Source organism: Actinomycetota bacterium (assembly GCA_040905475.1).
GTDB lineage: Bacteria > Actinomycetota > AC-67 > AC-67 > AC-67 > DATFGK01.
In genome coordinates, this window is record JBBDRM010000035.1 from 23,494 (window position 1) to 48,409 (window position 24,916).

Consider the following 24,916-nt stretch of genomic DNA (forward strand, 5'->3'; position numbering starts at 1 on the left):
GCTCGATCAGCTCTCGATCTCGGGGTCGCGAGGCGACAGGCGGGGCATCATCCGGCCGACGCGCTCGACCGCGCTCTCGAGCGGACCCGTCACCTTCACGACCTGCCCGATGAGCTGATCGAGCCTTCCGGCGAGGCCGAGGAACGATTGGGCCAGCGTCTCATAGCGGGCGCCGAGCTCCTCGACCTTCGGCCCGATATCCCGGGCGAACAACGCGAGGTCGTGGATGTCGTCGAGCAGGCGCCCGACGCTCCACGGATTGATGGGGAACAACGTGGCGAGCAAACCCATAAGCGGAGGATAATCGAGCGACGCCATGAAGGAGCAACAGCTTGATCTCATCGAGCCCGAAAAGCGCGCCTTCGTCAGCGGCGTCGCCGCCGACCTCGAGGCGCGCGATCCCGAGTACATCCGCAGCCAGCTCCCGTTGATGTGGCTGCTGGCGACCCTGTACTTCCGGGCCGAGGTGAAGGGCTTCGAGCGGATCCCCGAGGAAGGGCCGCTGCTGTTCGTCGCCAACCACTCGGGCGGGAACATGACGCCGGACTCGATCGTGTTCACGCTCGCCTTCAACACGTACTTCGGCGTGGAGCGGCCGCTGCACGCGCTGGCGCACGCGCTCGTCACCTCGTATCCGATCCTCGGGACCCTCGCGAAGAAGTGGGGCATCGTGACGGCCGGGCCCGAAGCTGCGAAGGCGATCCTGGAGCGGGGCCACAGCGTGCTCGTGTATCCCGGCGGCGACGTCGAGGTGCACCGCCCGTGGACCGCGCGCCATGAGATCCGCTTCGACGGACGCAAAGGCTTCCTGCGACTCGCGAAGGAAGCCAACGTGCCGATCGTTCCCGTCGTCTCGCTCGGCGGGCAGGACACCTACCTGCCGCTGACCGACGGCCGCGCGATCGCGAAGGCGCTCCGCTTGGACAAGCTGGCGCGCCTCAAGGTTCTGCCGATCTCGCTTGCGCTGCCGTGGGGGCTCAACATCGGCGACTTCCTCGGCCACATCCCGCTCCCGGCGAAGATCCGCCAGGAAGTGCTCGAGCCGATCGATGTCGTCTCCAAGTTCGGCGACGACGCCGACTCGGACGACGCGTACGACTACGTCACCGGCCGGATGCAGGAAACCCTCACCGCGATGGCGGCTTCGCGCGTGCTGCCGCCCTTCGTGTGATGCGTGTCCAGCAATCGATCTTCATCGACCGGCCTCCGAAGGACGTCTGGCGGCTCGTCGGCGATCTCGCGCGGTATCCGGAGTTCTTCGCCGGCATCACGAAGTGGGACCCCAAGTCCGAGGAGCGCTCCGGCGTCGGCGCGCGCTATCGCGTTCTGATGCAGGTCGGGTCGATCCAGGCGGGCGGCACCCTTCACGTGACCGAATGGGAGGAGAACCGCGGGATCGCCTGGGAGTCGGAGACCGGCATCGGGATGACCGGACGCACCGAGATCGAGCCCGAACGCGCCGGGACGCGGGTGCGCCTGGAGATCGACTTCACGCTGCCGGGCCTGGGAGGCTGGCTGGTCGAGCGCATCGCCGGCAGGATCGTCGGACGCAACCTCTGGGCGACGCTGCTCGCCGCCAGGTGGGTCGTCGAGCACGAGCAGGACGCGGCTTAGACCGCCCGGTAGGTCGCGACCGGTTCGGACAGGCCGCGCGGCTGAACGCTCCCCGCATCGACGAAACGCAGCGAGTCCAGGTCCTTCTCCGCGAGCAGCTTCGCGTCCGCGGTCACCAGCACGTCGCCGGGCTCGCAGTGCTCGAGGAGCCGGGCCGTGAGGTTCACGTCGTGGCCGATCAGGTCGTCGCGCACCACCGACGGGCGCCCGGCGTGCACGGCGATCCGAACCTGCTGGAACGACGGGTCGGCCGCTCGCTTCTTGCGCGCCGAGTCGCGGAGCGCCAGCGCCGCCTGCGCCGCGTCGGCGGCGGTCGCGAACGCGAGCAGGAACCCGTCGCCGAGATGCTTCACGACCTCGCCCTCGTGGAGGTTGCAGATGCTTCCCACCATCGTCTCGAGACGCTTCACCAGAGAGACGGCCGCGTCGTCGCCGTTCTTCGCCGTGTACGCGGTGAAGCCGACGACGTCGATGAACACGATCCCGACGTGGTCGCCGCCGGCGATCTCGGCGAAGCGCCCGCTCGACGCCTCGTCGTCGGTCGCGAGCGCGGTGACGAGCTGCGCGGTGCCGTAGGCGAGCCTGCCGAGGAACGACGGCCGGCGCTCGACCGCGTCCGCGAGGACCGGCTCGAGCGCGTCCGCTGCGTGGAGCCACGCCGCGGCGCTGCGCTTGCCGCCCGCGCGCCGCTGCGCGTCCTCCATCTCCTCGGCCAGCTCAGTGTCCTGCCCTAAGGCGGTCTTGATGGCCTCGCGGATCGCCGACGCCGCCCGGCGACCGCCCTCCCGCTTCGCCTCGCGCGCTTCTTCCTTCGCGAGCGCGGCCTTGGACCTGGCTTTCGCTTTCGCCTTGCCCTTCGCCGCGTCTTTGCCTTTGGGATCGGACATCAGGCCTCCCGCTCGGCCAGCACGCGCTTCAGCACTTTGCCGGTCGGGTTGCGCGGCAGCTCGTCGAGGAACTCGACCTCGCGCGGCACCTTGAAGCGCGCGAGATGAGCCTTGATGTAGTCCCGGACCTCTTCCTCGGTGACCTTTCTGCCGTCGCGGGTCACGACGAACGCTTTGAGCCGCTGGCCGAACTTCGGGTCGGGGACGCCGATCACCGCGGCCTCGGCTATCGCGTCGTGCCTCGCGAGCAGATCCTCGATCTCACGCGGGAAGACGTTCTCGCCGCCCGAGACGATCATGTCGTCGGCGCGTCCGGTGACGGTGAGGCGGCCCGCTTCGTCGAAGGAGCCGACATCGCCGCTCGACATCAAGCCGTCGACGACCTCCTTGCTCCCACCGCCGGTGTAGCCCTCGAAGACGACCTCGCTGCCGACGAAGATCCGGCCGGTCTCGCCCTGCGGAACCTCGCGCCCCTCGTCGTCCAGGATCTTCACGACCGTGCCGTACGGCGGGCGGCCGGCGGTACCGGGCGCCTCGCGCAGATCCTCCGGCGTGGCGATCGACGCGTAGCCGACCTCCGTCGAGCCGTAGAGGTTGTAGACGACGTCGCCGAAGTCGTCCATGAAACGCACCGCGAGGTCGCCGGGGATCGCCGAGCCCGACAACGGCACCGCGCGCAACGACGAGACGTCGTACCGGCGGCGCACCGGCTCCGGCAGCTCCATGATCCGTTGCAGCATCACCGGCACCATCGGCGCCGAGTGCACCTCGTGCTCGCCGATGGTCGACAGGGTGCGTTCGGGATCGAAGCGGCGGCGCAGCACCACGGTCGTGGCGAGCAGGAACGACATGCTGAGGTGGAACAGTCCCCACGAGTGGAACAGCGGCGCGACGATGAAGTGCGTCTCGCGCGTCTTGAGCGGGATCGTGGACAGGATCGCGATGACCGGATCGAGCGAGGATATCGGCGGCCGCGCCGCGCCTTTCGGCGCGCCGGTCGTTCCCGACGTGAGGATGATCTGCCGTCCCGGCCGCTCCGGAGGGAGGGGCTCCGCGTCGTCGGCGCCGGAGATCACCTGCTCGATCGTCGGGTCCTTCGGCGAGCCGTCCACCCACGCCACGAATCGCTTGCGACGGCGCCCGGCTTCGGCGAGCAGGCCGGCGAACTCCTCGTCGTAGATCAGCGCCCGCGCCTTCTCGCGCTTGACGACGTCGGTGATCTGCGGCCCGGCGAAGTCCGTGTTGAGCAGAACCGCGTCGGCCCCGAGCTTCGAGCAGGCGATGATCGCCTCGACGATGTAGCGGTGGTTGCGGCACATGATCGCGACGCAGTTCCCCTCCTTGATCCCCGCCTCGGCGAGCCCGTTGGCGAGCGCGTTCGTGCGTCGGTTCACCTCGGCGAACGTGAGGCGTCCGAGCTCGTCGATGATGTAGGTCTCGTCCGGATGACGCGAGGCGTTGGCCGTCGCGCCGGCGGCGGGCGTTCGATCCCACTCGACGAGCGCGAGGAGAGCCCGGAACAGCCGGTCGGGCCGCTCCGGCCGGGCCAGCCCCGCGCGCGCCAGCACGCGCACCGCTTGGAAGCGTTTGTCGATCTCGCCGATCAGCCCGCGCCACTGTGGAAGATCCATCAAGACGCTTTCCTACCCGAGTCGCACGCTGCGGGCCAACCTGCGTAGGCTCCTGCGCGATGCGCTACCGGCCGCTGGGCAAGAACGGTCCCCCGATATCGACGGTCGGCTTCGGCACGTGGGCCGGCGGCGGCGGCATGTGGGGGCCGACCGACGACGACGAGATCATCGCGGCGATGCAGCGAGCCCACGACCTCGGGATCACCTGGTACGACACCGCCGACGCCTACGGGTGGGGCCACGCCGAGGAGCTCGTCGCCGACGCCTTCGACGGCCGTCGCGACGAGGTGTTCATCGCGACCAAGCTCGGCATCACCCCGCGCGGGGTCGTCCTGACGCCGGAGCACATCCGCAAAGCGTGCGACGCGTCGCTGTTGCGCCTGCGCACCGACCGGATCGACCTGTACCAGATCCACTGGCCGGCCGACCGGAAGACGCCGCTCGAGGAATCGTGGGAAGCGATGGCGGCGCTGCAGGATCAAGGGAAGGTGCGCTTCCTCGGCGTCTCCAACTTCAAGGTGAAGCACCTCGAGCGCTGCGAGCCGATCCGCCACGTCGACTCGCTGCAGCCGCACTACTCGATGCTGGTACGCGACCCCGAGAACGCGCTGATCGGATGGTGCCGGGAGCACGGCACCGGCGTGGTGAGCTACGGCTCGCTCGCCTACGGGATCTTGACCGGGAAGTTCACGCCGGACGCGACCTTCCCGCCCGACGACTGGCGCTCCGGAGAGATGGGGATCGACTACTACGAGCACCTGTTCGCGCCGAAAGCGTTCGGCAAGCATCTGCGCACGGTGGACGAGCTTCGCGAGATCGCCGACGGGCTCGACCTCACCGTCGCGCAGCTCGCCGTCGCGTGGCTGCTCCGCGACGACGCGGTCACCAGCGCGATCTGCGGCGCGAAACGGCCCTCGCAGATCGCGGAAACCGCCGCGGCCGGCGACGTCGAGCTCGATCAGGCGACCGTCGATGTGATCGAGAAGATCTTGTCCGCGCCGTGACGCCCCTCCGCCGAAAGTCGCCGGAACGCGAGGCGTTCCGCCGCGTCGTCTCGGAGCTCGACGCCGCACAGCGGGTGCTTCTTTCCGCAATCCCGACCTCACGCGATCCCGGTTCGCCGCTGAAGCCGGCGATCGAGGAGTTCCTCGCCGGGCTCGGCCGGGCCGAGGCCTCGATGGCGGCGTGGCGTAACGACCGGACAGAGCCGATCTGGACCCGATGCACACAGGCGCTCATGATGGCGCGGATCCACGCGGAGCGGATGCGCGATGACCCGGCCTCGGCACGGCTCGGCTTCGAGCCGCTCAATGCGCGGCTCGGCGACATCGTCTCCCCGCTCGAAGAGTTCGCCGACGCTGCGGAGGAGATCCGGCGACTTCACTGAGCGGGGGATGGACCGCTCCGAACGGTGTCAGACAAGACGACGTCACTGTGTCTGACAATCGTCTGACAACCCTTTGAGCGCGCTTCAGGCCGAACGACCTAGCGGGTTCGGAGCCCTTCGAGCAGGCCGATCAGGGCGGCGCCCACTTCTTTGCGCGCCCGCACCGGATCGTCCGCCGCTCCGATCGTCAGCGCGGCCTCGTTGATCGCGCCGGCGACGATGTGGGCGAGCGGCTCGACCGGCTGGCGCGCGATCAACCCGTCGCCCATCGCGGCCTCGAGCGCCATCTGGATCAGCGCCAGCCCGTAGGTGCGCTCGATCTCGCGCCAGGTCGCGAGCCCGAGCGCGGAGGGAGCGTCGATCAGGATGATCCGGCGGATCGCCGGGTCGAGGCACTCGTCGAGGAACGCGTCGGTCGCGGCGACGATCCCCTCCCAGATGCCGCCGGCCCCCATCGCGGCCTCGCCGGTCTTCGCGGTCACCTCGCCCTCGATCTGCTCGACGACGGCGCGGAACAGCGCGGTCTTGTCCTTGAAGTGGTGGTAGAGCGCGCCGCGGGTCACGCCCGCGTGTTGGACGATCTCTTCGGTAGCGGTGTCGGCGAACCCGTGCTCGGCGAAGAGCCCGCGGGCCGCAGAGATCAACGCGGCGCGGGTGGCTTCCGACTGCTCGGCCTTGCGTCTCTTGACATCCATACTGTCTGTATGTAACATACAGGCTGTCTGTATCCTACACCAGCGGGAGCCATGGAGGTGGAAGAATGGCAACCATGACCCAATCCGGTGCGGACATCATGCGCGAGTTCCTGAAGGCCTCTCCTTTCGTGGGGCACCTCGGGATGAAGCTGGTCTCGCTCGAGCCCGATTCCGCGGAGCTGCTCCTCCCCTTCTCCGAGCCGCTCATCACGATCGGAGACACCGTCCACGGCGGGGCGATCTCCTCGCTGATCGACACCGCGGCGATGGCCGCGTCGTGGTCGACGGAGAAGCCGCCGGAGAATCTGCGCGGCACCACGGTGTCGCTCAGCATCTCGTTCACGAAGGCGGCGCGCTCCACGGATCTGACCGCACGCGCGCGCGTCGTGCGCCGCGGCCGCAACCTCTGCGCCTGCGACGTGGACGTGACCGACGCCGCCGGCGAGCTCGTGGCGAAAGGGCTCGTCACCTACAAGCTCGGATAAGGAGACCAGCATGCCGAAGCTCGAGGAGATCAAAGAGGTCCGGCTCCCGCAGGGAACCGTTCGCTATCGCGACGCCGGGCGCGGCGAGCCGATCGTGTTCGTCCACGGCTTCATGGTGGACGGGCGGCTCTGGCGGAAGGTCGTCCCGCTGCTCGACCGGGATCACCGCTGCATCGCTCCCGACTGGCCGCTCGGATCCCACGAGGTTCCGATGAACCGCGACGCCGACGTCTCGCCTCTCGGAGTCGCGAGAATCATCGCGGACTTCATCGAGGCGCTCGACCTCTCCAACGTCACGCTGGTGGGCAACGACTCCGGCGGCGCGCTGACGCAGCTCGTCGCCGCGGAGCATCCGAAGCGGATCGGCCGCATCGTGCTCACCAACTGCGACGCCTACGACAACTTCCCGCCGAAGGGCTTCCGCTGGCTCAGCAAAGCCGCGCACATCCCCGGCTTCGTGTTCGAGATGGCTCAGCCGATGCGCTTGAAGTCTTTCCGCAACGGTCCGCTGGCGTTCGGGCACCTCGCCAAGCACGGACTCGATCAGGAGATCCTGGAGAGCTGGTGCCGGCCGGGTATCCGCAGCAGCGCGATCCGCCGCGACATCGGCAAGTTCCTGCGCGAGCTCAAGCCCGAGCACACGCTTTCGGCGATCCAGAAGCTCAAGCATTTCCACGGCCCGTCGCTGATCGCCTGGGCGCCCGGTGACAAGCTCTTCCCGTTTCACTACGCGGAGCGGCTCGCGGCCGATCTGCCGAACGCCCGCCTCGTTCAGATCCCCGACTCGTGGGCGTTCATCCCCGAAGATCAGCCGGAGAAGCTGGCCGACGCCATCAAGACGTTCATGCGGGAGACGGCGGCGGCGTAGGACTTCTCAGCGGCGGCGCGGACGGCGACCCATCATCCGGCCGCGGCCTCGCCCGCCCACGTACACGAGCTGCGGCGGAAGCACCTTGAAGCCCGATTCGACGAACTCGGCTTCCAGGCCGAGCTGGCGAACCATCCGGCTGACGTCCGCGCGCTGGTCCGGCGTGACGAGCGTGATGCCGGTGCCCGTGCGGCCGGCGCGTGCGGTGCGGCCGACGCGGTGGATGTAGGACTTGTCGTCGTCCGGCGGGTCGTAGTTCACGACGTGCGTGATGTGCTCGAGGTCGAGGCCGCGGGCCGCGACGTCGGTCGCCACGAGCACGTCGGCCTTGCCGGACGCGAACCGCGAGAGCGAGCGTTCGCGCGCCGCCTGGCTCATGTCGCCGTGGAGCGCTTGCGCGCCGAACCCTTGCGTCTTCAGCGTTTGGGCGAGCCGGTCTGCGCCCCGCTTGGTCCGACAGAAGATCAAGGTCAAGCCGCGATCGCCGGCCAACTCGCGCGCGAGTGTGGCGACCTTCTCCTCGCGCGGCACCGAGATGAACCGGTGATGCGCCTCCTCGATGATCGGACGATCCTCGATGATCTCATGGAGGATCGGATCGTGCGTGTACCGCGCCGCCAGCCGGCCTACTTCTCCGTCGAGCGTGGCCGAGAAGAGCATCGTCTGACGATCCTCGGGAAGCTTGGACAGGATGTCGCTCACGTCCGGGAGGAACCCCATGTCGAGCATGCGGTCGGCTTCGTCGAGCACGACGACGTGGACACGGTTGAGCGAGAGCATGTGGCGGCGCACGAGGTCGAGCAGCCGGCCCGGCGTCGCGATGACGATGTCGGCCTTGGCCGCGCGGGTGGCTTGTTCTTTCAACCCGACGCCGCCGTAGACGGTCGCGACTCTGAGCTTCTTCACGTCGGCGATAGTGCGGAACTCCTCGGCCACCTGGCTGGTGAGCTCCCGCGTCGGCACGAGGATCAGCGCGGCGGGTGAGGCGTTGTCGTGGGTCAGTCCTTGCACGATCGGGATGGCGAACGCGAGCGTCTTGCCAGAACCGGTGCGCGACCGCGCCAAGACGTCGCGACCTGAGATCGCGTCGCGCAGCACCAGAGCCTGGATGGGGAACGTGGCGTGGAAGTCGCGCAAGGCCAGCGCCTCGACGATCTGCAGGGTAACGCCGAACTCGGCGAAGCTTCGAGGGGTCGCCGGGATCGGGGACTCGACGACGACGGGCGGGTTGTTCGGAGAATCAGGTTCCATGGGTCCTTTCTGTCGTTTCTAAACGGGCTTCTTACAGGATAACCGGGGTACACTCGCGCTCCGCCGCGGGTGAGGGGGTGAGGCGGTGACGGGGGCCGAGCAGACAAGCCACGCGTTTCGCGAGCTGCTCGAAGAGGCCCGCCTCCTGGAGCGGAAGCTCCACGAGGGCCCAAATACCCCCCTCGACGATCAGGGCGTGCTCGAGGGGTACCGCTGGATCTTCTCCATCTTACAGGTAGCGATGGACGTTTACGTATGGGCCGACGCCGCCCGGCCCAGATTCGTCGACATCGTCGGTCCCTACAAGAAGTGGGGAGGCGACAATGCGGACGCCTTCTACCAGTTCGCTCCGATCGATCCGGCGCGCACCTACCGGGTCCGCGGTCGGATGGGCGACGCCGTCTACCTGTCCCTGACCGTGTACGGCGGGCCCGATGACGGCCGCTACTCGGAGCGGATCGTCGGTACCGTCAACGACCGCACCCTGGAGATCGCGCCCGACGGCTCGTTCGAGGTCGTGCTCGGCGTGGAGCCCCCGTCGGGTGGCGGGAACTGGCTCAAGCTCGCTCCCGACGCGGTGTGCGCGATCACGCGCGACTATCTGGTCGAGCCCAAGCGCGGGCGCCGGGTCGAATGGTCGATCGAGGCCGACGACCCGCCGGCGACGCGCCGCGAGGACGACGCCGACCTCGCGCGCCGGTTCCGCGCAGCGCTGACCTGGCTCCGCGAGCAGGCCGGGATGGTTCCGCTCCCGCTCGGCGAGCCGAACACCGTCGACGCACCGTACCCGGTGCCCGAACACACCTACGGCTGGCAGGCGGGCGACGCCGCGTACGCGTTCGGCAGCTTCGCGCTCGCCGACGACGAGGCGCTCGTGATCGAAGGACGTTCGCCTGCGTGCGCGTTCTGGAACCTGTGCCTCTGGAATCAGTTCCTCCACACGTACAACTACGACTACGAGCGCGTGACGATCAACGGCGGGCAGGTCCGCTACGAGGACGACGGCTCCTGGCGGATCGTCGTCGCGCCGACCGATCCGGGGCATCCCAACTGGGTCTCGACGGCAGGCCACCCGCGCGGCCGGATCTGGTTCCGCTGGTTCTACCCCGAGGCGACGCCGGAGCAGCCGGTCACAAGCGTCGTGAAGATCGACGACATCCCACGATGAGCCGCCCGTCCGCCGTCCGTATCGACGACCTCGCCGCGCCGCGGTTCCCGGACGAGATGACGCCGATGCTCGACGGAATGACGGCGATGGCCGCGCAGATCACCTTCGAGCCGGACGACCTGATGCAGATGGCGAAGGAGCAGACGGGTCTGGACGACTTCGGCGTCGCCGGGTTCGTCGAGCGGCTGGACGTCCTGTGCGCGGCGTTGCGAACCGAGGCGCGGCTCGGACCGATCGGGAAGCTCACCATCGGCGGCCTCATGGTTCACCTCCTCAAGAATCGGCTGCTGATCGAGGATCTGATCCGCCGTAATCCCGAGATCGAGCAGGTCGAGATCATCCGCCCGATCATCGTCTGCGGCTTGCCGCGCACCGGCACGACCCACCTCCAGAATCTGATCTCCGCGGATCCCGCGCTGCGATCGCTTCCGTACTGGGAGAGCCTCGAGCCGGTGCTCTCCGACGCGGAGCGGCCGGCCGCCGGGGAGCCGGACCCGCGGCTGGCGCGTACCGAGATGGCCCTCGGGCTCGTCAACGCGCTGATGCCGCTGTTCGAGCGCATGCACGAGATGACCGTCGAGCACGTCCACGAGGAGATCCAGCTCCTCGCGATCGACTTCTCCTCGATGCTGTTCGAGACGACGGCGCCGATGCCGACGTGGCGCGACTTCTACCTCGCCCACGACCAGACGCCGCATTACGCCTACCTCAAACGCGTCCTTCAGGTTTTGACCTGGCTCCGCGGCGGCGATCGGTGGGTGCTGAAGTCGCCGCAGCACATCGAGCAGTTCGGTCCGCTGCTCGCGACGTTCCCCGACGCAACCTTCGTCGTGACGCATCGAGATCCGATCGCGGTGACCGCATCTGTCACGACGATGCTGGCCTACACGGCGCGCATGAGCCGGGCGGAACCGGACCCGCGCGAGGTGGCGGCCTATTGGTCGGACCGTCTCGAGCGGATGCTGCGCGCGTGCGTGCGTGACCGCGATCTTCTGCCGGCCGCCCAGACGATCGACGTCCCGTTCGACGAGTTCATGGCCGACGACGTTGCGATGGTCGAGCGCATCTACGCGCTGGCCGGACAGCCGATGACCGGAGAGAGCCGCGCTGCGATGGACGCTTTCATGGCCGGCCACCCGCGCGGCCGGTTCGGGTCGATCATCTACGACCTCGCCGAGCTCGGCATCGACCGCGGCGAGCGCCGTCAGGCGCTGGAGTTCTACATCGAGCGCTTCGCGATCCCGCTCGAAGGAGAGCGGTAAGGATCAGACGGCGTGGATCGTCAATCCCTCTTGCCCCTCGCTGAGCCGGCGAAGATCTTGCTCGTCACTCGTCAGGATCCGTGCACCAGCCGCATGGATCGCGGTCGCGACGACGAGGGCGTCGATCGTGGAGCGCGAGCGCGACGCGCCGAGAAGCGCTCCTGCCGTGCGAGCCGAGGCTTCGTCGGTTGTCAGCACTGCGTCGATGGCCGCGACAACGCGGTTCACGGCGGCGTCGCGAGGGCCGCGACCCCGCACGGTCTCCGCGACGGCAACCGCGGGAACGAACACTTTCGCTCCTTCGTCGAGGGCAAGGGAAAGGAACCCACTAACCCGCACATCGCCTCGGGCGAGGGCGATGACCGCCCCGGAATCGAGAACTAGCGGCGGGGCGACTTGCTGGTAGGCGGCCTTCTTCGTGCGGCGAGTTGCTCGGTTCCTCGGTCCCATTCCCTGCGAACCTCCTCCATCACTTCGGGGGGGATAGGACCTCGCTCGGCTTCCATCTCCGCGAGCAATGCGCGGAGGCGGTCGTGCTGAAGCCGGATGCGGAGCGCCTCGTCCACGTACTTGGAAAGACCACGACGTCCCACCTGCTTGCGAGCCTGTCTAAGGGTCTGCTCGTTCAGCGTGAGAGATACCTTCTCCGTCGCCATCCCGATTATCCTACTCGAAGTAGGACAAGCCGTCATCCCTCACTGCCCGGGCCGCTCCGCGAGCATGCGCAGGACCTGCTCGCGCGGTGGCGAGAACGCGTCGATGATCACGCAGCCGTCCTCGAGGGCGGTCGCTCCGTGCGGCGTGCCCGGCGGCGCCGCGTAACAGTCGCCGGGCCCCATGAGCCAGGTGGACTTCCCATCGGTGAACTCGCACGTTCCGGAGACGACGTAGCCCAGCTGCTCCTCGTCGTGCGTATGCACCGGCGCGACGGCCCCCGGCCGGAGCGTCACCTCCTGGATGTTGAGGCGGTCCCCGATCACCGGTCTGACGCTGATCCCCTCGACGAGCGGAAGCTCGGGGAGATCGCCGGACCGCTCGACGCGGAAGTCCGCGTCGCCTTTCGACGTGTCGGTGAAGTAGCTCATCGCTTCCTCCTCAGCAGCGGGTCGAAGAGCCGGACTCTAACGACCAGCTCAGGAGCCAGCCACCCGGGCAGCGTACGCGGCAGCGGGTACGCTCGTAGCCTGCGATGAAAGACGCAATCGAGATCCTCCAGTACCTGGTCGCAGGGGGATTCGTGCTGGTCGCGCTCGCCGGACTTCGCCGGTGGCGCCGGCAGGGCGGACGCGCGACCGCCGTCATCGCCGCCGCGATCGGGCTCATCGCCGTCGTATCGATCCTCGGCCGCCTCGGCGAGGTGACCGACTACCGCTTCCGGATCTTGTTCGACCTGAGCCTGGTCGGATTCCTCGCCTCCGGGTACTTGCTGCTCCAGTTCCGCCACGAGTTCCTGCCGCTCCGGATGTCCGTGCGGATCGCGGCCCTCGTCGTGACCGCGGGGGCAGCCGGGTTCCTCATCGCCCGGCAGCTCGAGTACGGACCGGACGTGCGTTACACGGGCGTCGACTCGATCGCGCTCATCGTCGTGGTCGCCGTCTGGGCGGCGATGGTGATCGAGCCGATCATCCGATTCTGGCGAGCGTCCCGGAAGCGCCCAAGTGTTCAGCGCGCGCGGCTCCGGTCACTGGCCGTGGGCTACGCCGGGATCATCGTGATCCTCGTCGTCGGGCTATCGTTCGGCACCGATTCCTCCGACGCGGTCACGCTCGGTCTCCAGGTCGCGGTGCTTGCGCTCGTGCCCGCCCTTGCTGCGGCCATCGCTCCGCCGAGCTGGCTCCGCCACCTGTGGCGAGCGCCGGAAGAGGAGGCGTTACGCGCGTCGCGGGACCTCGTGATGTACGCGCCGGATCGTCACACGCTTGCCGCGCGCGCGATGGACTGGGCGACGCGCCTCGTCGGCGGTGACGCCGGCTTCATCGCCACACCGAAGGGCGACGTGCTCGCCGAAGCGGGGATGCCGCACGACGAAGCCTGCGACATGGCCGCGCGCCTCCACCCGGAGGAGGAGGCTACTTCGGTCCCGACGCGCGGCGGCGCCGGCAGAGCGATCGTCGCCCCCGTCCGCACGGAGCAGGGAACCGGTTCGATGGTCGTCTTCTCCGGCCCGTTCGCACAGATGTTCGGATCGGACGAGATCGAGCGTCTGGACGAGTACGCCTCAGAGGTCGGCATCGCGTTGGATCGCGTGCACCTCACCGAGGAGATGCGACGTCTCGACGAAGCGCGGCGCGCGTTCATCGCCAACGCCGCGCACGAGCTGCGCACGCCGCTGACGGCGATCCTCGGATTCTCGTCAATGGTGGCGAACGATCCGTTGAGGATGTCGCCCGAGCAGCTCCAGAGAGCGATGGACGCGGTGCATCGCCATTCGCTCCGCATGCGAACCCTCGTGAACAACCTGCTCGACCTCACCCAGATCGAAGCCGGCAAGCTGACCGTGAACATCGCGCCTCTGTCTCTGGCGGAGGTCGCGCGTCAGGCGCTCGAGAGCACGCCCCCGCCCGAGGACCATTCGGTCTCGCTGAACGTCCCCGACGTCCCGGTGATCGCGGACCGCTTTCGCCTGGAGCAGGTGTTCGCGAACCTGCTCGCCAACGCCTACAAGTACGGCGGCTCCAGGATCGCGGTCGAGGGGCGCGTGGAGGATGGATCCGTCGTGGTCACGGTTTCCGACGATGGGCTCGGGATCGCGGAGCCGCTGCGTTCCCGGCTCTTCGAGCCGTTCGTCCGCGGCGCAGCCGTGGGCAAGGAGGGCTCAGGCCTCGGGCTGGCGATCGTACGGAGCCTGCTCCGCGCCTTCGGGGGGGACATCTGGTACGAGCAAGCCACGCCACACGGCGCTCGGTTCCTGTTCCGGCTAGAGTGCGCACCGTAGACATGGCGCTCACCGCACTCATCGTCGAAGACGAAGGCGACCTCCGGCTGATGACTCGTATGATCCTCGAGTCCCGCCCCGGCTACGCCGTGCTCGAAGCCGAGAGCGGCGCGGAGGCGCTCGCGCTTCTGGACCGTTCCGAGATCGACCTCATCCTGCTCGATATCCGCCTTCCGGACATGGAGGGATGGGAAATCCTCGAGCGTCTCACCGAGCAGGGCCGCTTCCCGGAGATGCCGGTGGTGATGGTGTCGGCGCACTCGACGCCTTCGACGGCGGAGCGTGCGATGCGCGAAGGCGTCCGCGCCTACGTCACCAAGCCGTTCACATCCGATGAGCTGTTCGACGCGATCGCCCGCGCGCTCCCTGCGCCGGGCTAATCCGCCGGCTTCGGCTCCCGGATCAGCACCGTCCCCTGCGCGGCCGCAACGGCGCGACCCTCGTTCGTCACGTCGACCCGGACCACCGCCGTGCGCTTGGTCAACGAGATGACCGTCGCCTCGGCCGTCACCGTTCCGCTTCGGACCGGAGCCAGGTAGTTCAGCTTGAACTCGGTTGAGGCCGCCCAGTAGCCCCGCGGGATGACCGGGTACAACACCGCAGCCAGCACGTGATCGACCATTCCCGCGAGGATCCCGCCGTGCATCGTGCCGAACGGGTTCCGGAACTCCTCTTTCGCCTCGAGCGAGGCGACCAGGCGGCCGGCCTCGATGGAGTCGATCCGCAGGCCGAGGAAGCGCGGCAGGCCGGGCTGGGACTCGTTGATCCGCACGAACGCGTCGGCGATCCCCGGGTCGAAATGCTCGAACTGCAGCCCCATGGGCGGCAACGATACCCCTCCCCTCGCCCGGGAAGGGACCGGGAGGCCGGGCGTCGAATCCCCACATATCAATCGGGGGAGGACTTTCATGCGCCGTACGCTCGCCGCCGTCCTGCTACTGGTCTCTTCACTGCCCGGCCTGGCCGGATCGCAGACCGAGCTGCCCTCTCAGGTGCGCGCCGGCTACGGGGAGGCCGACGCGACCTGGAACGTCGGCGCCGGAGCCGGTCAATACACGACTCAATTCGAGGACACCAACCTGTCGCACGCCGTCACCGGCGACGAGATCGATCCGCACAACCACTCGTGGATCCAGAGCCACTCCTACGGCGTTCAGTCCCGCCTCTCGATCCGCACCGTCGTGGTCGAGGGTTCGAACGGCGAGCGCGTCGCGTTCGTCAAGACAGACAACTACCTCGCGTCGGACGCGCTCTCCCGGCGTGCGGCGCAGATCCTCGACGCCGCCGGGACGTCGGGTATTGGCTACGACCACATCATGCAGATGGCGTCACACAACCACTCGTCGCCGTTCTACTACTCGCCGTCGGTGGGCGTCTGGCTGTTCCAGGATGTGTTCGATCTGCGCGCGTTCGAGTACGAGGCGCGCGCGATGGCCGAGTCGATCGAGCGCGCTGCGGCCGACCTCCGGCCGGCGCGGATGGGAGCGACGGTCGTCCAGCACTCGATCTACAAAGGGAACATCGCCGGCTCCACGACGGGCGACGATGGGACGCCGGCCGGCTACCCGGATTCCCACGCCGACTTCGGCATGACGGTGATCCGCTTCGACGAAGTGCCGAGCGGCGAGCCGATCGCACTCCTCGTCAACCACGGTCAGCATCCTGAGTCCAACGACGGTTACGACCTGATCACCGCCGATTACCTCGCGCCGGCGGAGCGCATGGTCGAACGCGACCTCGGCGCAAAGCTCGTGTGGAGCCAGGGCGACGTCGGCAGCGCGGAGGGACCATACTTCCGCGATAACTTCGAGACGCTACCGGACGGCGTGATCCGCGCCTGGGCTCACGTGGGCCACGCACAGACCGAGCGGGGCGCGCGGTATCTCGCCGATGCGATCGTCTCCGCCTACATGTCGATCGGCGCCGGCGATGCGGTCGTGCCGTTCACGTCCGACTTCCCCGTCAAAGCGGGCAACGCCTGGGTGCCGGGCCCCGTCTCGCATCCCCACCCCAGCGTCTCAAACTGCCGCACCGAGACGACCGGCGAGGGTGACCCCGGTTCGCCGATCCTCGGCTTGCCCGACTGCTTCAGGGGGACCGACGCGGAAGACCTGCTGGAGGAATTTACCGGCGTGAACCCACACATCTCCCAGGGGCCGGATCCCAACAACAAGACTTGGGAGCAGCTGAAGGCCACGGGCATTCCGCTGCCCGAGCACTACGACGCGCCGTCGTTCGGGGCCGTGCAGGAACACACGGCGCTGCACCTCCAAGCGTTCCGGATGGGCGAGGTACTGCTCGCCTCCTGCGCCTGCGAGGCGCAGATGGACCTGATCCTGAACTTCGAGAGCCGAGCGAACGCGGTGCAAGGCGACATCTTCGACGGCTACGAGTACCCGTGCCCCACCGACAACGGTGACGGGACTTGGAACTGCCTGCAAGGCTCGGATCTGCAGAACACCGTCGTCGTCACCGACGAGGAACACGCGCGGATGCTCGCGCAGGTGCACAACGACGCCGCCGGCTGGGAAGACCCGGGCAACGCGGTCGCCGCCAACGCCGAGCCGTCGGACCCGTCGCAGATCTGGGGCAACTTCACCAAGGAGGAGCTGCCGGCGGACCTCGGGTACGCGCTCCCGGTGGGCGTGGGGCACGCCGGCGACTACAACGGCTACGTCGTCAGCTACCGCGAATACATGATCCGCGATCACTACCGGAAGGCGCTGACCGCGTACGGCTCGCACACCGCCGATTACATGTCGACGCGGATGGTGCGGCTGGCCGGTTCGCTCAAGGGCGGACCCGCGCTCGCGCCTGAGCCGCTCGAGCCGGTGGCGGTCGTCGACCTGGCGCGCGAGGAAGCGTTCATGCTCGCGCTCGGCGCGGCGTCGTCCGCCGCGTACGAGGCGTGGATGTCCTCGCACCCCAACGACGTCGGCCCCGCCGCGGCGGTCACCCAGCCCGAGAACATCACGCACTTCGACGCCGCGGAGTTCACCTGGCGCGGAGGATCGAACGCCGTCGACAACCCGGTCGCGTCGGTGGAGCGTCTCGTCGACGGCGCCTGGGTGCCGTTCGCGGATCAGAGCGGCGAGGTTCAGACGAAGGTCCAGTTCCCGTCCGGTGTTCAGGGCGTGCTCGACACGTATCTCGGCAACCAGGAGTGGCTCTGGACGGCCAACTTCGAGGCGTTCATCGCCTTCCCGGCGACCGTCGTGCCCGGCGGGCAAACGCCGCTCGGCACCTACCGGTTCGTCGTCGACGGCTTGATCCGGCAGGGCGGCGCGAACGAGCCGTACCACCTCGAGAGCGCACCCTTCACCGTGTCGCCGTGGACGGGCCTGACGGTGAGCGCCGCGAAGGTCGAGCCCGGTGGCTCGGTGTCATTTACCGCCGCCGCCGCGTACCCCCGCACGTATGACTCCTCGTTCGCGTACATCCAGGACGACCCGAATGCGGTCCTTTGCAAGACCTGCTCGTTCCGTCCGTGGGCGTCGTCGTCGGCCGTCGTCGCGGCGACCGTTCACGTGGTTCGAGCGAGCGGCGCGGTCGAAGATGTTCCCGCGTCGTTCACGGGCGGGCGCTGGGTCGCTGCGACCGCACTTCGGCCCGGCGACGTCGCGACGATCCGCCCCGGAGCCGTCGTCGATGCGGCCGGCACGACGAACGGCGCGAGCGTCTCGCTTGGATCTGCGGTTTGGGACGTGCTGCACGTCGGCGCCTGATCCCATGTCGGCAGCTCGCCCGGCGGGAGACGATGCGTTCTGTGACGACGACTGACATGGCTGACATGTCAGCCATGTCAGCCATGTCAGCCATGTCAGCCACCCGCGCGACGAAGCTTCGTGCCGTCCGGCTCTTACTCGCGCTGATCGTCCTGATCGGCTCGATCGCGAGCGTTCCTTCGGGCGTCACGGCGGCCCCCACCGACCCAACGAGCTACGTCGACCCGATGATCGGCACGCTCGGCTCGGGATTCGTGTTCCCCGGACCCGCGGCGCCGTACGGGATGGTGCAGCTCTCGCCCGACACCGACGGCGTATTCGCGTACACCGGCTACCAGTGGATCGACCTCTTCATGCGCGGATTCAGCCACGTGCACGTGCAATCGATGGGCGTGCCCGAGGGCGGCAATATCCCGTTCATGCCCACCGCAGGGCCGGTCACCTCGACCGACGTCGAGCAGTACAAGTCTCTGTACTCGCACGCGTTCGAGCTTGCCGAGGCCGCTTACTATCGCGTGAAGCTCCTCAGCTATGGGATCGACGCCGAGCTGACGACCGGCTTGCGCGTCGGGATGCACCGCTACACCTTCCCGCCGGGCGTTCAGCAGAACGTGATGCTCGACATCGGACGGCAGATCCCAGGCGGCGAGTCCACCGAGCTCACCCGAACGCCGGGGACGAACCTCGCCTCGATCAGCATCCTTCCCGATCAGCGCACCGTGATGGGGACCGCCAACGTCGACCTCGAGGCCGAGGACAACTACCCCGTCCACTTCGCCGCGCGCTTCGACCGGCCGTTCGACTCGTACGGCGTATGGCCGAGCCGGGGAGCGCCGGTCAAAACCGGCGCAACGACCATCGACGGCGACGGAGCCGGTGCCGTCGTCAGCTTCGCATCCGACCAGACGCAGCTCGTCGTCAAGACCGGCCTCTCGTTCACGAGCCCGGAGGCGGCGCTCGCGAACCTCGAGGCCGAGCTGCCGGGCGACGACTTCGACTTCGACGCGCAACGCGTCGAGACCCGCGCCGCCTGGAGCGACGCACTCCGATCGATCACCGTCGACGGCGGCACCGTGCTCGAGAAGCGCAGCTTCTACACGGCGCTGTATCACGCGCAGCACCATCCGAACGTGTTCAACGACGCGGCCGGGACGTACCTGGGCCACGACGGAGCCGTGCACACGATCGGCGCGCCCGGCGACCCGATGCCGGCAGGATCGACCTACTACGCGAACTTCTCGCTGTGGGACACGTATCGCGCCGAGATGCCGCTGCTGATGCTCATCGCGCCCGACCGGATGCGCGACATGATGCGCTCGTGGCGCGCGATCGTGCGGCAGGGCGGACGGCTTCCGCGATGGAGCCTGATGAACGTGCACGCCGACTTCATGAACGGCGAGCCGGCGCTGCAGTCGTTCGCCGACGCCTACTGCCGGGGGCTGGTGCCCGACGACGTCCTTCCCGAGCTCTACGCCGATGCCGTCCGCCTCGCGCTCGTCGACCGGCGCGACCCCGAGTACCTCGAACTCGGTTACGTGCCCTACCCGGGGAGCGGCGCCAGCTCGACGCTCGAACACGCGATCGGCGATTTCGCTTTGGCGCTGGTCGCCGACCGGCTCGGCGAGACCGCCGACCGCGACGCGCTGCTGGCACAGGCCGACAACTGGCGCAACATCTTCGATCCGCAGACAAAGTTCATACGCCCGCGGCGCGCGGACGGCGCGTGGAAGGCCAACTACCACCCCGAGCTCCCCGACGGGTTCCGCGAGGGCACCGGCTGGCAATACACCTGGCTCGTTCCCCAAGACGTCGCGGGCCTGTTCCAGGCGATGGGCCCCGCGAAAGCGCGCCGGCGGCTCGACACGTTCTTCATGACACCGGTCGCGGAGCTGATCCCCTATCTCACGCCCGAGGTGCAGCAGAAGCTCTCGCTGTACGGCATCGCGTACTACGGCAACCAGTACGCGCCCTCGAACGAGCACGACCTCCAGGCGCCGTACCTCTACGACTGGACGTCGGAGCCCTGGAAGACCCAAGCGCTGGCACGCGCGTATCAGACGCTGTACCGCGCGACGCCCGACGGGCTGCCGGGCAACGACGACCTCGGCACGATGAGCGCGTGGTTCGTGTGGAGCGCGCTCGGCTTCTACCCGACGATCGCCGGCGCGCCCGTCTACACGATCGGGAGCCCGCTCTTCCCGCGCGCGACGATCCGGCTCCCCGGCGGCGCGTTCACCGTCGAGGCGCCTGGGACGTCGTTGCTCGGCAAGTACGTGCACGGCGCGACGCTCAACGGCGCTCCGCTCGACAGGACCTGGTTCACGCACGATTCGTTCACGCCCGGCGGCTCGGCGCGGTTCGAGATGGGCGTCACCGCGAACAAGGGCTGGGGATCGACCACGACGCCACCTTCGATGAGCACGAGCCCGCTGAGCGCTTTCGGCTGCACACCCTAGGTTCGCTTCGCAGTCGGCGAGGTGAGCAGGCTGATCCTCCGCCCGCCGGCCGAGTCCTCGATCAGGGTCGCGAGCCGCCGCAGCTGCGTCTCCTCGCGCTTGGCGCTCATCACCCAAAAAGCGGCCGTGCGTTTGTAGCCGGGCGGCTGCGCCTCCCAGAACTTCCAGGCTTTTCGTTTCGCCATGAACCGCTTCTCGTACGCGGGGGCCAGCGCGCGCAAGGCATTCTCGTACGAGTAGGACATGTCCTTCGACCGATCGCGGCCCTCGAACGCCTTCAAGCCGGCCGGCCTCATGCGCCCGGCCTCGCGGAGCTCGCCGGCGCGCTTGATGTTGACGCGGCTCCACGGGCTCCGCGCCTTGCGGGGCGAGAACCGGATCATCCAGCTCTCTTCGCCGAGGCTCATCGCCTTCCCGTCGATCCACCCGAAGCACAACGCCTCGTCGAGCGCCTGCTTGTAGGTTATGCCGCCTTTGCCCGAGGCAACCTTGTAGAAGCCGATCCACAGCTCGACGGCTTTCGCGTGATCCTTGGCGAGACGGCGTCGGAGCTCGGCCGGGGTCTTGAAGAAGATGGGCTTCACGCCGCCAGCATATGACCGGATTCTCCGGGACCTTCATCACTCCTCGTGCGGGAAAGCCCCAAACCCCGCCGGTTGCAGGTTGACTCTGGCCGAACCCCAGGTAGTCTCGGCGCCGGCCTACTCGACTTGGGGGTGTCTGGCATGAGGCTTTCCCGGCGTCTGCTGATCGCGCTGTTCACGATCGTTCTCGCAAGTCTCGCTGCGTGCGGCGGCGACTCCAATCCAACCGCGAGCGGAGACGGCACCACGCCGCCCGTCACCGGGAACATTCCCAACTTCTCGTCCTCGGACTGCACGTCTGCCGCGCTCGCGATCGCGGCGGCGGTTTCCGGCGGGTTCACCGGCGCCGGCGGCGGTTCGCTCGATCAGAGTGCCGCCGTGCTCGGCCGGATGGCCTCGGGCGCACCGGCGGAGATCAAGGCCGACATCCAGACCCTGGCGACCGCGACGCAGAGGTTCCAGGCGGCGCTCACGGCCGCCGGCATCGACTTCACCAACCCCAGCACCTACTCAGACCCGCAGAAGGCGGCGGCGATACAGCAAGCGGGCAGCGACTTCCAGGCGAGCGGCGCACCAGAAGCGGTCAACCGCGTCGGCGCGTACTTCGACCAGCTCTGCCCGGGCGCGCGGTAGTAGCAGCACCGCGCGGCGTATGCTCGCCCCCGTGCAAACGGGGGCACCGCATCGGGTCGTCGTCGTCGGAGCCGGATTCGGCGGGCTGGCGTGCGCGCGCAAGCTCGACGGTGAGCCGGTCGATGTGCTCGTCCTCGACCGGCACAACTATCACCTGTTCACGCCGCTGCTGTATCAGGTCGCGACCTCGCTGCTGAACCCGTCCGACATCGCGTATCCGCTGCGCGCGATCTTCCGGCGGTCGCGCAACGTCCGCTTCCGGCAGGCGGCCGTGTCGGACGTCGATCCCGAGCGCAAGGTCGTACACACCGTGCTCGGCGAGGAGTTCGCCTACGACTCGCTGGTCCTCGCGACCGGGAGCACGAACAACTACTTCGCCAACGAATCGCTTGCGCATCACACGCTCGGGATGAAGACGCTCGCCGAGGCGATGCGGCTCCGCAACCACGTGCTGTCCTGTCTCGAGCTCGCGAGCCGCGCGAACACGCCCGACGAGACACGCGACTGGCTCACGTTCGTCGTGGTCGGGGGCGGGCCGACCGGCGTCGAGTACGCGGGGGCGCTCGCGGAGCTCCTGCGGCTGGTGCTCGGCCGCGATTACCCGGAGCTCGACCCTTCGCTCGCGCGGATCTTGATCGTCGAGGGCCTCGACCGGCTGCTCGGGACGTTCCACCCGAAGCTCGGAGCCTACGCCGCGGAAGAGTTGAAGGCGCGCGGCATCGAGGTGCGCACCGCGACCCTGGTCGAGAGCGCCGGCGACGATCACGTCGTGTTGCGCGGCGGCGACACGATCCGAAGTCGCACGGTCGTCTGGTCGGCCGGAGTGCGTCCCACCGACCCACTCGGCGAGCGCGTGAAAGAACGCAGCCGCTCGAAGCGAATCGCGGTCGACGACCGGCTGCGCCTGCCGGGGTCACCCGGCGTCTACGTGATCGGCGACGCGGCCTCGGTGACGACGCGCGACGGCGAGCTGCCGATGCTCTCGCCGCCCGCGATGCAAGCAGGCCGCTACGTCGCGCGGTCGATCCTCGGGAAAGAGCAGCCGCCGTTCCGCTACGTCGACAAGGGAACGATGGCGACGATTGGGCGGCGGGCGGCGGTGGCCGACGTGCGCGGGCTCAAGATGAAAGGCACGCTCGGCTGGCTCGCGTGGTTGTTCGTGCACATCTACTACCTGATCGGATTCCGGAACCGGGCCGCGGTCCTCGCGTCGTGGACCTGGGACTACATCCGCCGGGACCGGCCGATCCGGCTGATCCTTCGCAGCGAAGCCGACCCCGTCGCCGCAGCGGTCGATCCCGAGGACGACGAGCTTCCCCGCGAGACTTGACCTCGTAGGTCTATGGCGTTTCCGAGAGGTGACAGACATGTCTGTCATGTCTGTCATGACTGTCGCTCGGGGGCGGCGCAGGGCAGCGCCGCTTCAGGGAGTCGATCCGGAGTCGGGCGCTTCCGTCGCATCCGTCGCCGCCTCCGTCACCAGCGGTTCGGGCGTCGGGATCGCCACGTCCGGGATCTCGTCCGCCGCTGCCGCAACGACCTGCGCCTGCTGAACCGTGGCGATCAAGTGACCAACCCGGTCGGCGATCGCCGTGGGAACGCTCTTCTTCATCTTGACGAGGCTGCGCTCGAGCGAATCCAGCGCGGTCACGACCGTCGAACTGACGGCCTATACCTCCGAGGCCGGCTACACCACCATCGACAGCGGCCTCACGCTCGACAACCTCGACATCATTCCGAGCGAGTGCCCGACCTCGGTGTCGTGGAGCTTCGGCGGCTCGACGTCGTCGGGCGGGTGCGGGCAGATCGTGTCGCATACGTTCGCCGGGCCCGGCGAGTACGAGGTGACCGCTTCCGTCGTCGACCCGCGGACGGGCAACACGATCACGTGGACCGGGACGCTGATCGTCGACGAGCCGCTCTCCGCGACGGTCGACGTGGCCGGGGACGTTTTGACGGCCGGTGTTGTCGGCGTACAAGGCACGATCCTCGCCGCGCACTGGTCCTTCGACGACGCCACGTCCGCCGAGGGGATCATCGTCACCAAGCCCGGCGCCCACGGCACGGTCGAGGTCGTCGACGGCGCCGGGAACCACGCGACCACCAGCTTCTAGGCCTTCGCGTCGGAGCGTCAGACGTGTCTGACATGTCAGACACCCTCGGGAGAGAGGCCCGCGCGGGCCGTCGACTTCCACCTCTGGAGGAAAGGCATGGAGCAAATGTCCTACCGCGCCGCAGGTTCCGGGGGTCCCGCGTCGAATCTCGATCGCGATGAGCCTCACGCGCAGGGAGTTCCTCCGTAGCGTCGCCGGGGCGCTCGCCGCCGGCGGCGCTGCGGCAATGGCGCCCGGAATCCTGCGTGCGGCCGGCGCGTCGGCCCCAGACGGCGCCGAGTGCCCCATCGAGCACATCGTCGTCCTGACGATGGAGAACCGGTCGTTCGACCACTACTTCGGCTCGCTCTCGCTCGACGAGGGACGCACCGAGGTCGACGGTATCGTGCGCGACGCCGGCGGAGCGCTGCCGTCGAACCCGTGGCTCGGCGGGGACCGGCTCGCGATGTTCCCGATCCAAGACACCTACTGCCAGCGCCTCGATCCGCCGCACGAGTGGGAGTCGTCGCGCATCCAATACGCGGAGGGCACCAACGAGGGCTACCTGCGCGCGATGCAGCACCATCACAACGATCCGTCCGAGCCCGACGCGCGCCCGTCCGGCATGGAGAACGTGATGGGCTACTACACGCGCCCGCAGCTTCCGTTCCTCTACTCCGCGGCCGACGAGTTCACGATCTGCGACCGCCACTTCTCCCCGGTAGGCGCGCCGACCTTGCCGAACCGCCACTACCTGCACGCGGCGACCTCGGGCGGGCTGATGGACAACCGGCTCGACGACAAGGGCACTGAAGGGATGGGCAACCCGCTGAACGGGTTCGGGTTCCCGACGATCTACGACCGGATCGACGAGGCCGCCGCGAACGGCGCGACGGTAGGCGGTCGGCCGCTGGACTGGGGCGTCTACTACCTCGAGGCGCCGTTCACGATGCTCTACCGCGAGCCGCGGACGCGTCATCCTGAGCGTTTCAAGCCGTTCGCGGCGTTCTTCGCGGATCTCGCGCTGGGCACGCTGCCGAGCTTCGTCACGCTCGACCCGGGCTACTTCACCGCGTCCGATCACTCGCCGCAGCACGTGCAGCTCGGGCAGATCTACATGGCGGCCGTGTACGCGGCGCTGGCGTCGTCGGGGCTGTGGAACAAGACCGCGCTATTCATCACCTACGACGAGGACGGCGGCTTCTACGACCACGTCCCGCACACGTTCTTCCCCGACGAGCG

27 protein-coding genes are annotated in these 24,916 nt (G+C 68.4%); 16 read left to right on the top strand and 11 right to left on the bottom strand.

Annotated features, from left to right (window positions below; translation table 11 throughout):
• Positions 1-6: 6 nt before the first annotated feature.
• The gene (locus WEB06_03320) at positions 7-318 is read right to left on the bottom strand and encodes a hypothetical protein (GenBank protein MEX2554643.1); all 312 of its coding nucleotides are present in this window, start codon (positions 316-318) and stop codon (positions 7-9) included.
• On the opposite strand from WEB06_03320, the gene WEB06_03325 reads away from it, so the two are divergent.
• Together WEB06_03325 and WEB06_03330 are read left to right on the top strand one after the other, a co-directional pair.
• Positions 317-1,171, top strand: coding sequence for a lysophospholipid acyltransferase family protein (locus WEB06_03325; protein MEX2554644.1), 855 nt, complete (start codon positions 317-319; stop codon positions 1,169-1,171). The genes WEB06_03320 and WEB06_03325 overlap by 2 nt on opposite strands.
• The gene (locus tag WEB06_03330) at positions 1,171-1,614 is read left to right on the top strand and encodes an SRPBCC family protein (GenBank protein MEX2554645.1); all 444 of its coding nucleotides are present in this window, start codon (positions 1,171-1,173) and stop codon (positions 1,612-1,614) included. Before WEB06_03325 ends, WEB06_03330 begins: the two co-directional genes overlap by 1 nt.
• Here the strand turns inward: WEB06_03330 and WEB06_03335 are convergent.
• Complete coding sequence (locus WEB06_03335) at positions 1,611-2,501, bottom strand: adenylate/guanylate cyclase domain-containing protein (protein MEX2554646.1); 891 nt, start codon at positions 2,499-2,501, stop codon at positions 1,611-1,613. The two genes, WEB06_03330 and WEB06_03335, sit on opposite strands and share 4 nt — an antisense overlap.
• A complete protein-coding gene (locus WEB06_03340) occupies positions 2,501-4,132 on the bottom strand; it encodes an AMP-binding protein (GenBank protein MEX2554647.1) in 1,632 nt (543 codons plus the stop codon). Before WEB06_03340 ends, WEB06_03335 begins: the two co-directional genes overlap by 1 nt.
• Before the next feature lie 59 nt (positions 4,133-4,191).
• Between WEB06_03340 and WEB06_03345 the strand changes: the two genes are divergently transcribed.
• Both WEB06_03345 and WEB06_03350 read left to right on the top strand, forming a co-directional pair.
• The gene (locus WEB06_03345; protein ID MEX2554648.1) at positions 4,192-5,136 is read left to right on the top strand and encodes an aldo/keto reductase; all 945 of its coding nucleotides are present in this window, start codon (positions 4,192-4,194) and stop codon (positions 5,134-5,136) included.
• Positions 5,133-5,519, top strand: coding sequence for a hypothetical protein (locus WEB06_03350; protein ID MEX2554649.1), 387 nt, complete (start codon positions 5,133-5,135; stop codon positions 5,517-5,519). Before WEB06_03345 ends, WEB06_03350 begins: the two co-directional genes overlap by 4 nt.
• A 98-nt stretch (positions 5,520-5,617) precedes the next feature.
• On the opposite strand, the gene WEB06_03355 is transcribed toward WEB06_03350, so the two are convergent.
• A complete protein-coding gene (locus tag WEB06_03355; GenBank protein ID MEX2554650.1) occupies positions 5,618-6,214 on the bottom strand; it encodes a TetR/AcrR family transcriptional regulator in 597 nt (198 codons plus the stop codon).
• A gap of 74 nt (positions 6,215-6,288) precedes the next feature.
• On the opposite strand from WEB06_03355, the gene WEB06_03360 reads away from it, so the two are divergent.
• Together WEB06_03360 and WEB06_03365 are read left to right on the top strand one after the other, a co-directional pair.
• Positions 6,289-6,699 (top strand): PaaI family thioesterase, encoded by a 411-nt coding sequence (locus WEB06_03360; GenBank protein ID MEX2554651.1) that lies wholly within the window; start codon positions 6,289-6,291, stop codon positions 6,697-6,699.
• A 10-nt stretch (positions 6,700-6,709) separates the two neighbouring features.
• The gene (locus tag WEB06_03365; protein MEX2554652.1) at positions 6,710-7,567 is read left to right on the top strand and encodes an alpha/beta hydrolase; all 858 of its coding nucleotides are present in this window, start codon (positions 6,710-6,712) and stop codon (positions 7,565-7,567) included.
• Positions 7,568-7,573: 6 nt separating this feature from the next.
• On the opposite strand, the gene WEB06_03370 is transcribed toward WEB06_03365, so the two are convergent.
• A complete protein-coding gene (locus WEB06_03370; protein MEX2554653.1) occupies positions 7,574-8,818 on the bottom strand; it encodes a DEAD/DEAH box helicase in 1,245 nt (414 codons plus the stop codon).
• 85 nt (positions 8,819-8,903) lie between these two features.
• Between WEB06_03370 and WEB06_03375 the strand changes: the two genes are divergently transcribed.
• Both WEB06_03375 and WEB06_03380 read left to right on the top strand, forming a co-directional pair.
• A complete protein-coding gene (locus WEB06_03375; GenBank protein MEX2554654.1) occupies positions 8,904-9,986 on the top strand; it encodes a DUF1214 domain-containing protein in 1,083 nt (360 codons plus the stop codon).
• A complete protein-coding gene (locus tag WEB06_03380) occupies positions 9,983-11,248 on the top strand; it encodes a sulfotransferase (protein MEX2554655.1) in 1,266 nt (421 codons plus the stop codon). Before WEB06_03375 ends, WEB06_03380 begins: the two co-directional genes overlap by 4 nt.
• A 3-nt stretch (positions 11,249-11,251) precedes the next feature.
• Here the strand turns inward: WEB06_03380 and WEB06_03385 are convergent, their stop codons facing one another.
• From WEB06_03385 to WEB06_03395, 3 genes are read right to left on the bottom strand one after another with little or no spacing between them, the layout of a single operon-like run.
• A complete protein-coding gene (locus tag WEB06_03385) occupies positions 11,252-11,698 on the bottom strand; it encodes a PIN domain-containing protein (GenBank protein ID MEX2554656.1) in 447 nt (148 codons plus the stop codon).
• A complete protein-coding gene (locus tag WEB06_03390; GenBank protein ID MEX2554657.1) occupies positions 11,629-11,904 on the bottom strand; it encodes a hypothetical protein in 276 nt (91 codons plus the stop codon). Before WEB06_03390 ends, WEB06_03385 begins: the two co-directional genes overlap by 70 nt.
• A gap of 39 nt (positions 11,905-11,943) precedes the next feature.
• Complete coding sequence (locus WEB06_03395; GenBank protein MEX2554658.1) at positions 11,944-12,333, bottom strand: cupin domain-containing protein; 390 nt, start codon at positions 12,331-12,333, stop codon at positions 11,944-11,946.
• A gap of 104 nt (positions 12,334-12,437) precedes the next feature.
• Here WEB06_03395 and WEB06_03400 point away from each other — a divergent pair, with 104 nt between their 5' ends.
• A complete protein-coding gene (locus WEB06_03400; GenBank protein ID MEX2554659.1) occupies positions 12,438-14,183 on the top strand; it encodes an ATP-binding protein in 1,746 nt (581 codons plus the stop codon).
• Between the two features lie 2 nt (positions 14,184-14,185).
• Entirely contained in the window at positions 14,186-14,563 is a 378-nt protein-coding gene (locus WEB06_03405; protein ID MEX2554660.1) for a response regulator, read from the top strand.
• Here the strand turns inward: WEB06_03405 and WEB06_03410 are convergent.
• Entirely contained in the window at positions 14,560-15,003 is a 444-nt protein-coding gene (locus WEB06_03410) for a PaaI family thioesterase (GenBank protein MEX2554661.1), read from the bottom strand. The genes WEB06_03405 and WEB06_03410 overlap by 4 nt on opposite strands.
• 88 nt (positions 15,004-15,091) lie before the next feature.
• Here WEB06_03410 and WEB06_03415 point away from each other — a divergent pair, with 88 nt between their 5' ends.
• Both WEB06_03415 and WEB06_03420 read left to right on the top strand, forming a co-directional pair.
• Positions 15,092-17,908 (top strand): neutral/alkaline non-lysosomal ceramidase N-terminal domain-containing protein, encoded by a 2,817-nt coding sequence (locus tag WEB06_03415; protein ID MEX2554662.1) that lies wholly within the window; start codon positions 15,092-15,094, stop codon positions 17,906-17,908.
• Between the two features lie 92 nt (positions 17,909-18,000).
• A complete protein-coding gene (locus tag WEB06_03420) occupies positions 18,001-20,364 on the top strand; it encodes a GH92 family glycosyl hydrolase (GenBank protein ID MEX2554663.1) in 2,364 nt (787 codons plus the stop codon).
• Here WEB06_03420 and WEB06_03425 read toward each other — a convergent pair.
• Positions 20,361-20,948: a YdeI/OmpD-associated family protein gene (locus WEB06_03425; GenBank protein ID MEX2554664.1), complete on the bottom strand. Its 588-nt coding sequence runs from the start codon at positions 20,946-20,948 to the stop codon at positions 20,361-20,363. The genes WEB06_03420 and WEB06_03425 overlap by 4 nt on opposite strands.
• A gap of 141 nt (positions 20,949-21,089) precedes the next feature.
• Here WEB06_03425 and WEB06_03430 point away from each other — a divergent pair, with 141 nt between their 5' ends.
• Positions 21,090-21,581, top strand: coding sequence for a hypothetical protein (locus WEB06_03430; GenBank protein ID MEX2554665.1), 492 nt, complete (start codon positions 21,090-21,092; stop codon positions 21,579-21,581).
• 31 nt (positions 21,582-21,612) lie between these two features.
• Positions 21,613-22,911, top strand: coding sequence for an NAD(P)/FAD-dependent oxidoreductase (locus tag WEB06_03435; GenBank protein MEX2554666.1), 1,299 nt, complete (start codon positions 21,613-21,615; stop codon positions 22,909-22,911).
• Positions 22,912-23,004: 93 nt separating this feature from the next.
• Here the strand turns inward: WEB06_03435 and WEB06_03440 are convergent, their stop codons facing one another.
• Entirely contained in the window at positions 23,005-23,193 is a 189-nt protein-coding gene (locus tag WEB06_03440) for a hypothetical protein (GenBank protein ID MEX2554667.1), read from the bottom strand.
• Between the two features lies 1 nt (position 23,194).
• On the opposite strand from WEB06_03440, the gene WEB06_03445 reads away from it, so the two are divergent.
• Together WEB06_03445 and WEB06_03450 are read left to right on the top strand one after the other, a co-directional pair.
• Positions 23,195-23,695 (top strand): PKD domain-containing protein, encoded by a 501-nt coding sequence (locus WEB06_03445; protein MEX2554668.1) that lies wholly within the window; start codon positions 23,195-23,197, stop codon positions 23,693-23,695.
• A 157-nt stretch (positions 23,696-23,852) separates the two neighbouring features.
• The coding region (locus WEB06_03450; GenBank protein ID MEX2554669.1) for an alkaline phosphatase family protein at positions 23,853-24,916 on the top strand (1,064 nt) is incomplete at its 3' end.

Coding starts and splice junctions, on each gene's coding strand:
- WEB06_03325 (MEX2554644.1), top strand. CDS start 317: ATGAAGGAGCAACAGCTTGATCTCATCGAGCCCGAAAAGCGCGCCTTC.
- WEB06_03320 (MEX2554643.1), bottom strand. CDS start 318: ATGGCGTCGCTCGATTATCCTCCGCTTATGGGTTTGCTCGCCACGTTG.
- WEB06_03330 (MEX2554645.1), top strand. CDS start 1,171: ATGCGTGTCCAGCAATCGATCTTCATCGACCGGCCTCCGAAGGACGTC.
- WEB06_03335 (MEX2554646.1), bottom strand. CDS start 2,501: ATGTCCGATCCCAAAGGCAAAGACGCGGCGAAGGGCAAGGCGAAAGCG.
- WEB06_03340 (MEX2554647.1), bottom strand. CDS start 4,132: ATGGATCTTCCACAGTGGCGCGGGCTGATCGGCGAGATCGACAAACGC.
- WEB06_03345 (MEX2554648.1), top strand. CDS start 4,192: ATGCGCTACCGGCCGCTGGGCAAGAACGGTCCCCCGATATCGACGGTC.
- WEB06_03355 (MEX2554650.1), bottom strand. CDS start 6,214: ATGGATGTCAAGAGACGCAAGGCCGAGCAGTCGGAAGCCACCCGCGCC.
- WEB06_03360 (MEX2554651.1), top strand. CDS start 6,289: ATGACCCAATCCGGTGCGGACATCATGCGCGAGTTCCTGAAGGCCTCT.
- WEB06_03365 (MEX2554652.1), top strand. CDS start 6,710: ATGCCGAAGCTCGAGGAGATCAAAGAGGTCCGGCTCCCGCAGGGAACC.
- WEB06_03370 (MEX2554653.1), bottom strand. CDS start 8,818: ATGGAACCTGATTCTCCGAACAACCCGCCCGTCGTCGTCGAGTCCCCG.
- WEB06_03380 (MEX2554655.1), top strand. CDS start 9,983: ATGAGCCGCCCGTCCGCCGTCCGTATCGACGACCTCGCCGCGCCGCGG.
- WEB06_03385 (MEX2554656.1), bottom strand. CDS start 11,698: ATGGGACCGAGGAACCGAGCAACTCGCCGCACGAAGAAGGCCGCCTAC.
- WEB06_03390 (MEX2554657.1), bottom strand. CDS start 11,904: ATGGCGACGGAGAAGGTATCTCTCACGCTGAACGAGCAGACCCTTAGA.
- WEB06_03395 (MEX2554658.1), bottom strand. CDS start 12,333: ATGAGCTACTTCACCGACACGTCGAAAGGCGACGCGGACTTCCGCGTC.
- WEB06_03400 (MEX2554659.1), top strand. CDS start 12,438: ATGAAAGACGCAATCGAGATCCTCCAGTACCTGGTCGCAGGGGGATTC.
- WEB06_03405 (MEX2554660.1), top strand. CDS start 14,186: ATGGCGCTCACCGCACTCATCGTCGAAGACGAAGGCGACCTCCGGCTG.
- WEB06_03410 (MEX2554661.1), bottom strand. CDS start 15,003: ATGGGGCTGCAGTTCGAGCATTTCGACCCGGGGATCGCCGACGCGTTC.
- WEB06_03415 (MEX2554662.1), top strand. CDS start 15,092: ATGCGCCGTACGCTCGCCGCCGTCCTGCTACTGGTCTCTTCACTGCCC.
- WEB06_03420 (MEX2554663.1), top strand. CDS start 18,001: ATGTCAGCCACCCGCGCGACGAAGCTTCGTGCCGTCCGGCTCTTACTC.
- WEB06_03430 (MEX2554665.1), top strand. CDS start 21,090: ATGAGGCTTTCCCGGCGTCTGCTGATCGCGCTGTTCACGATCGTTCTC.
- WEB06_03440 (MEX2554667.1), bottom strand. CDS start 23,193: ATGAAGAAGAGCGTTCCCACGGCGATCGCCGACCGGGTTGGTCACTTG.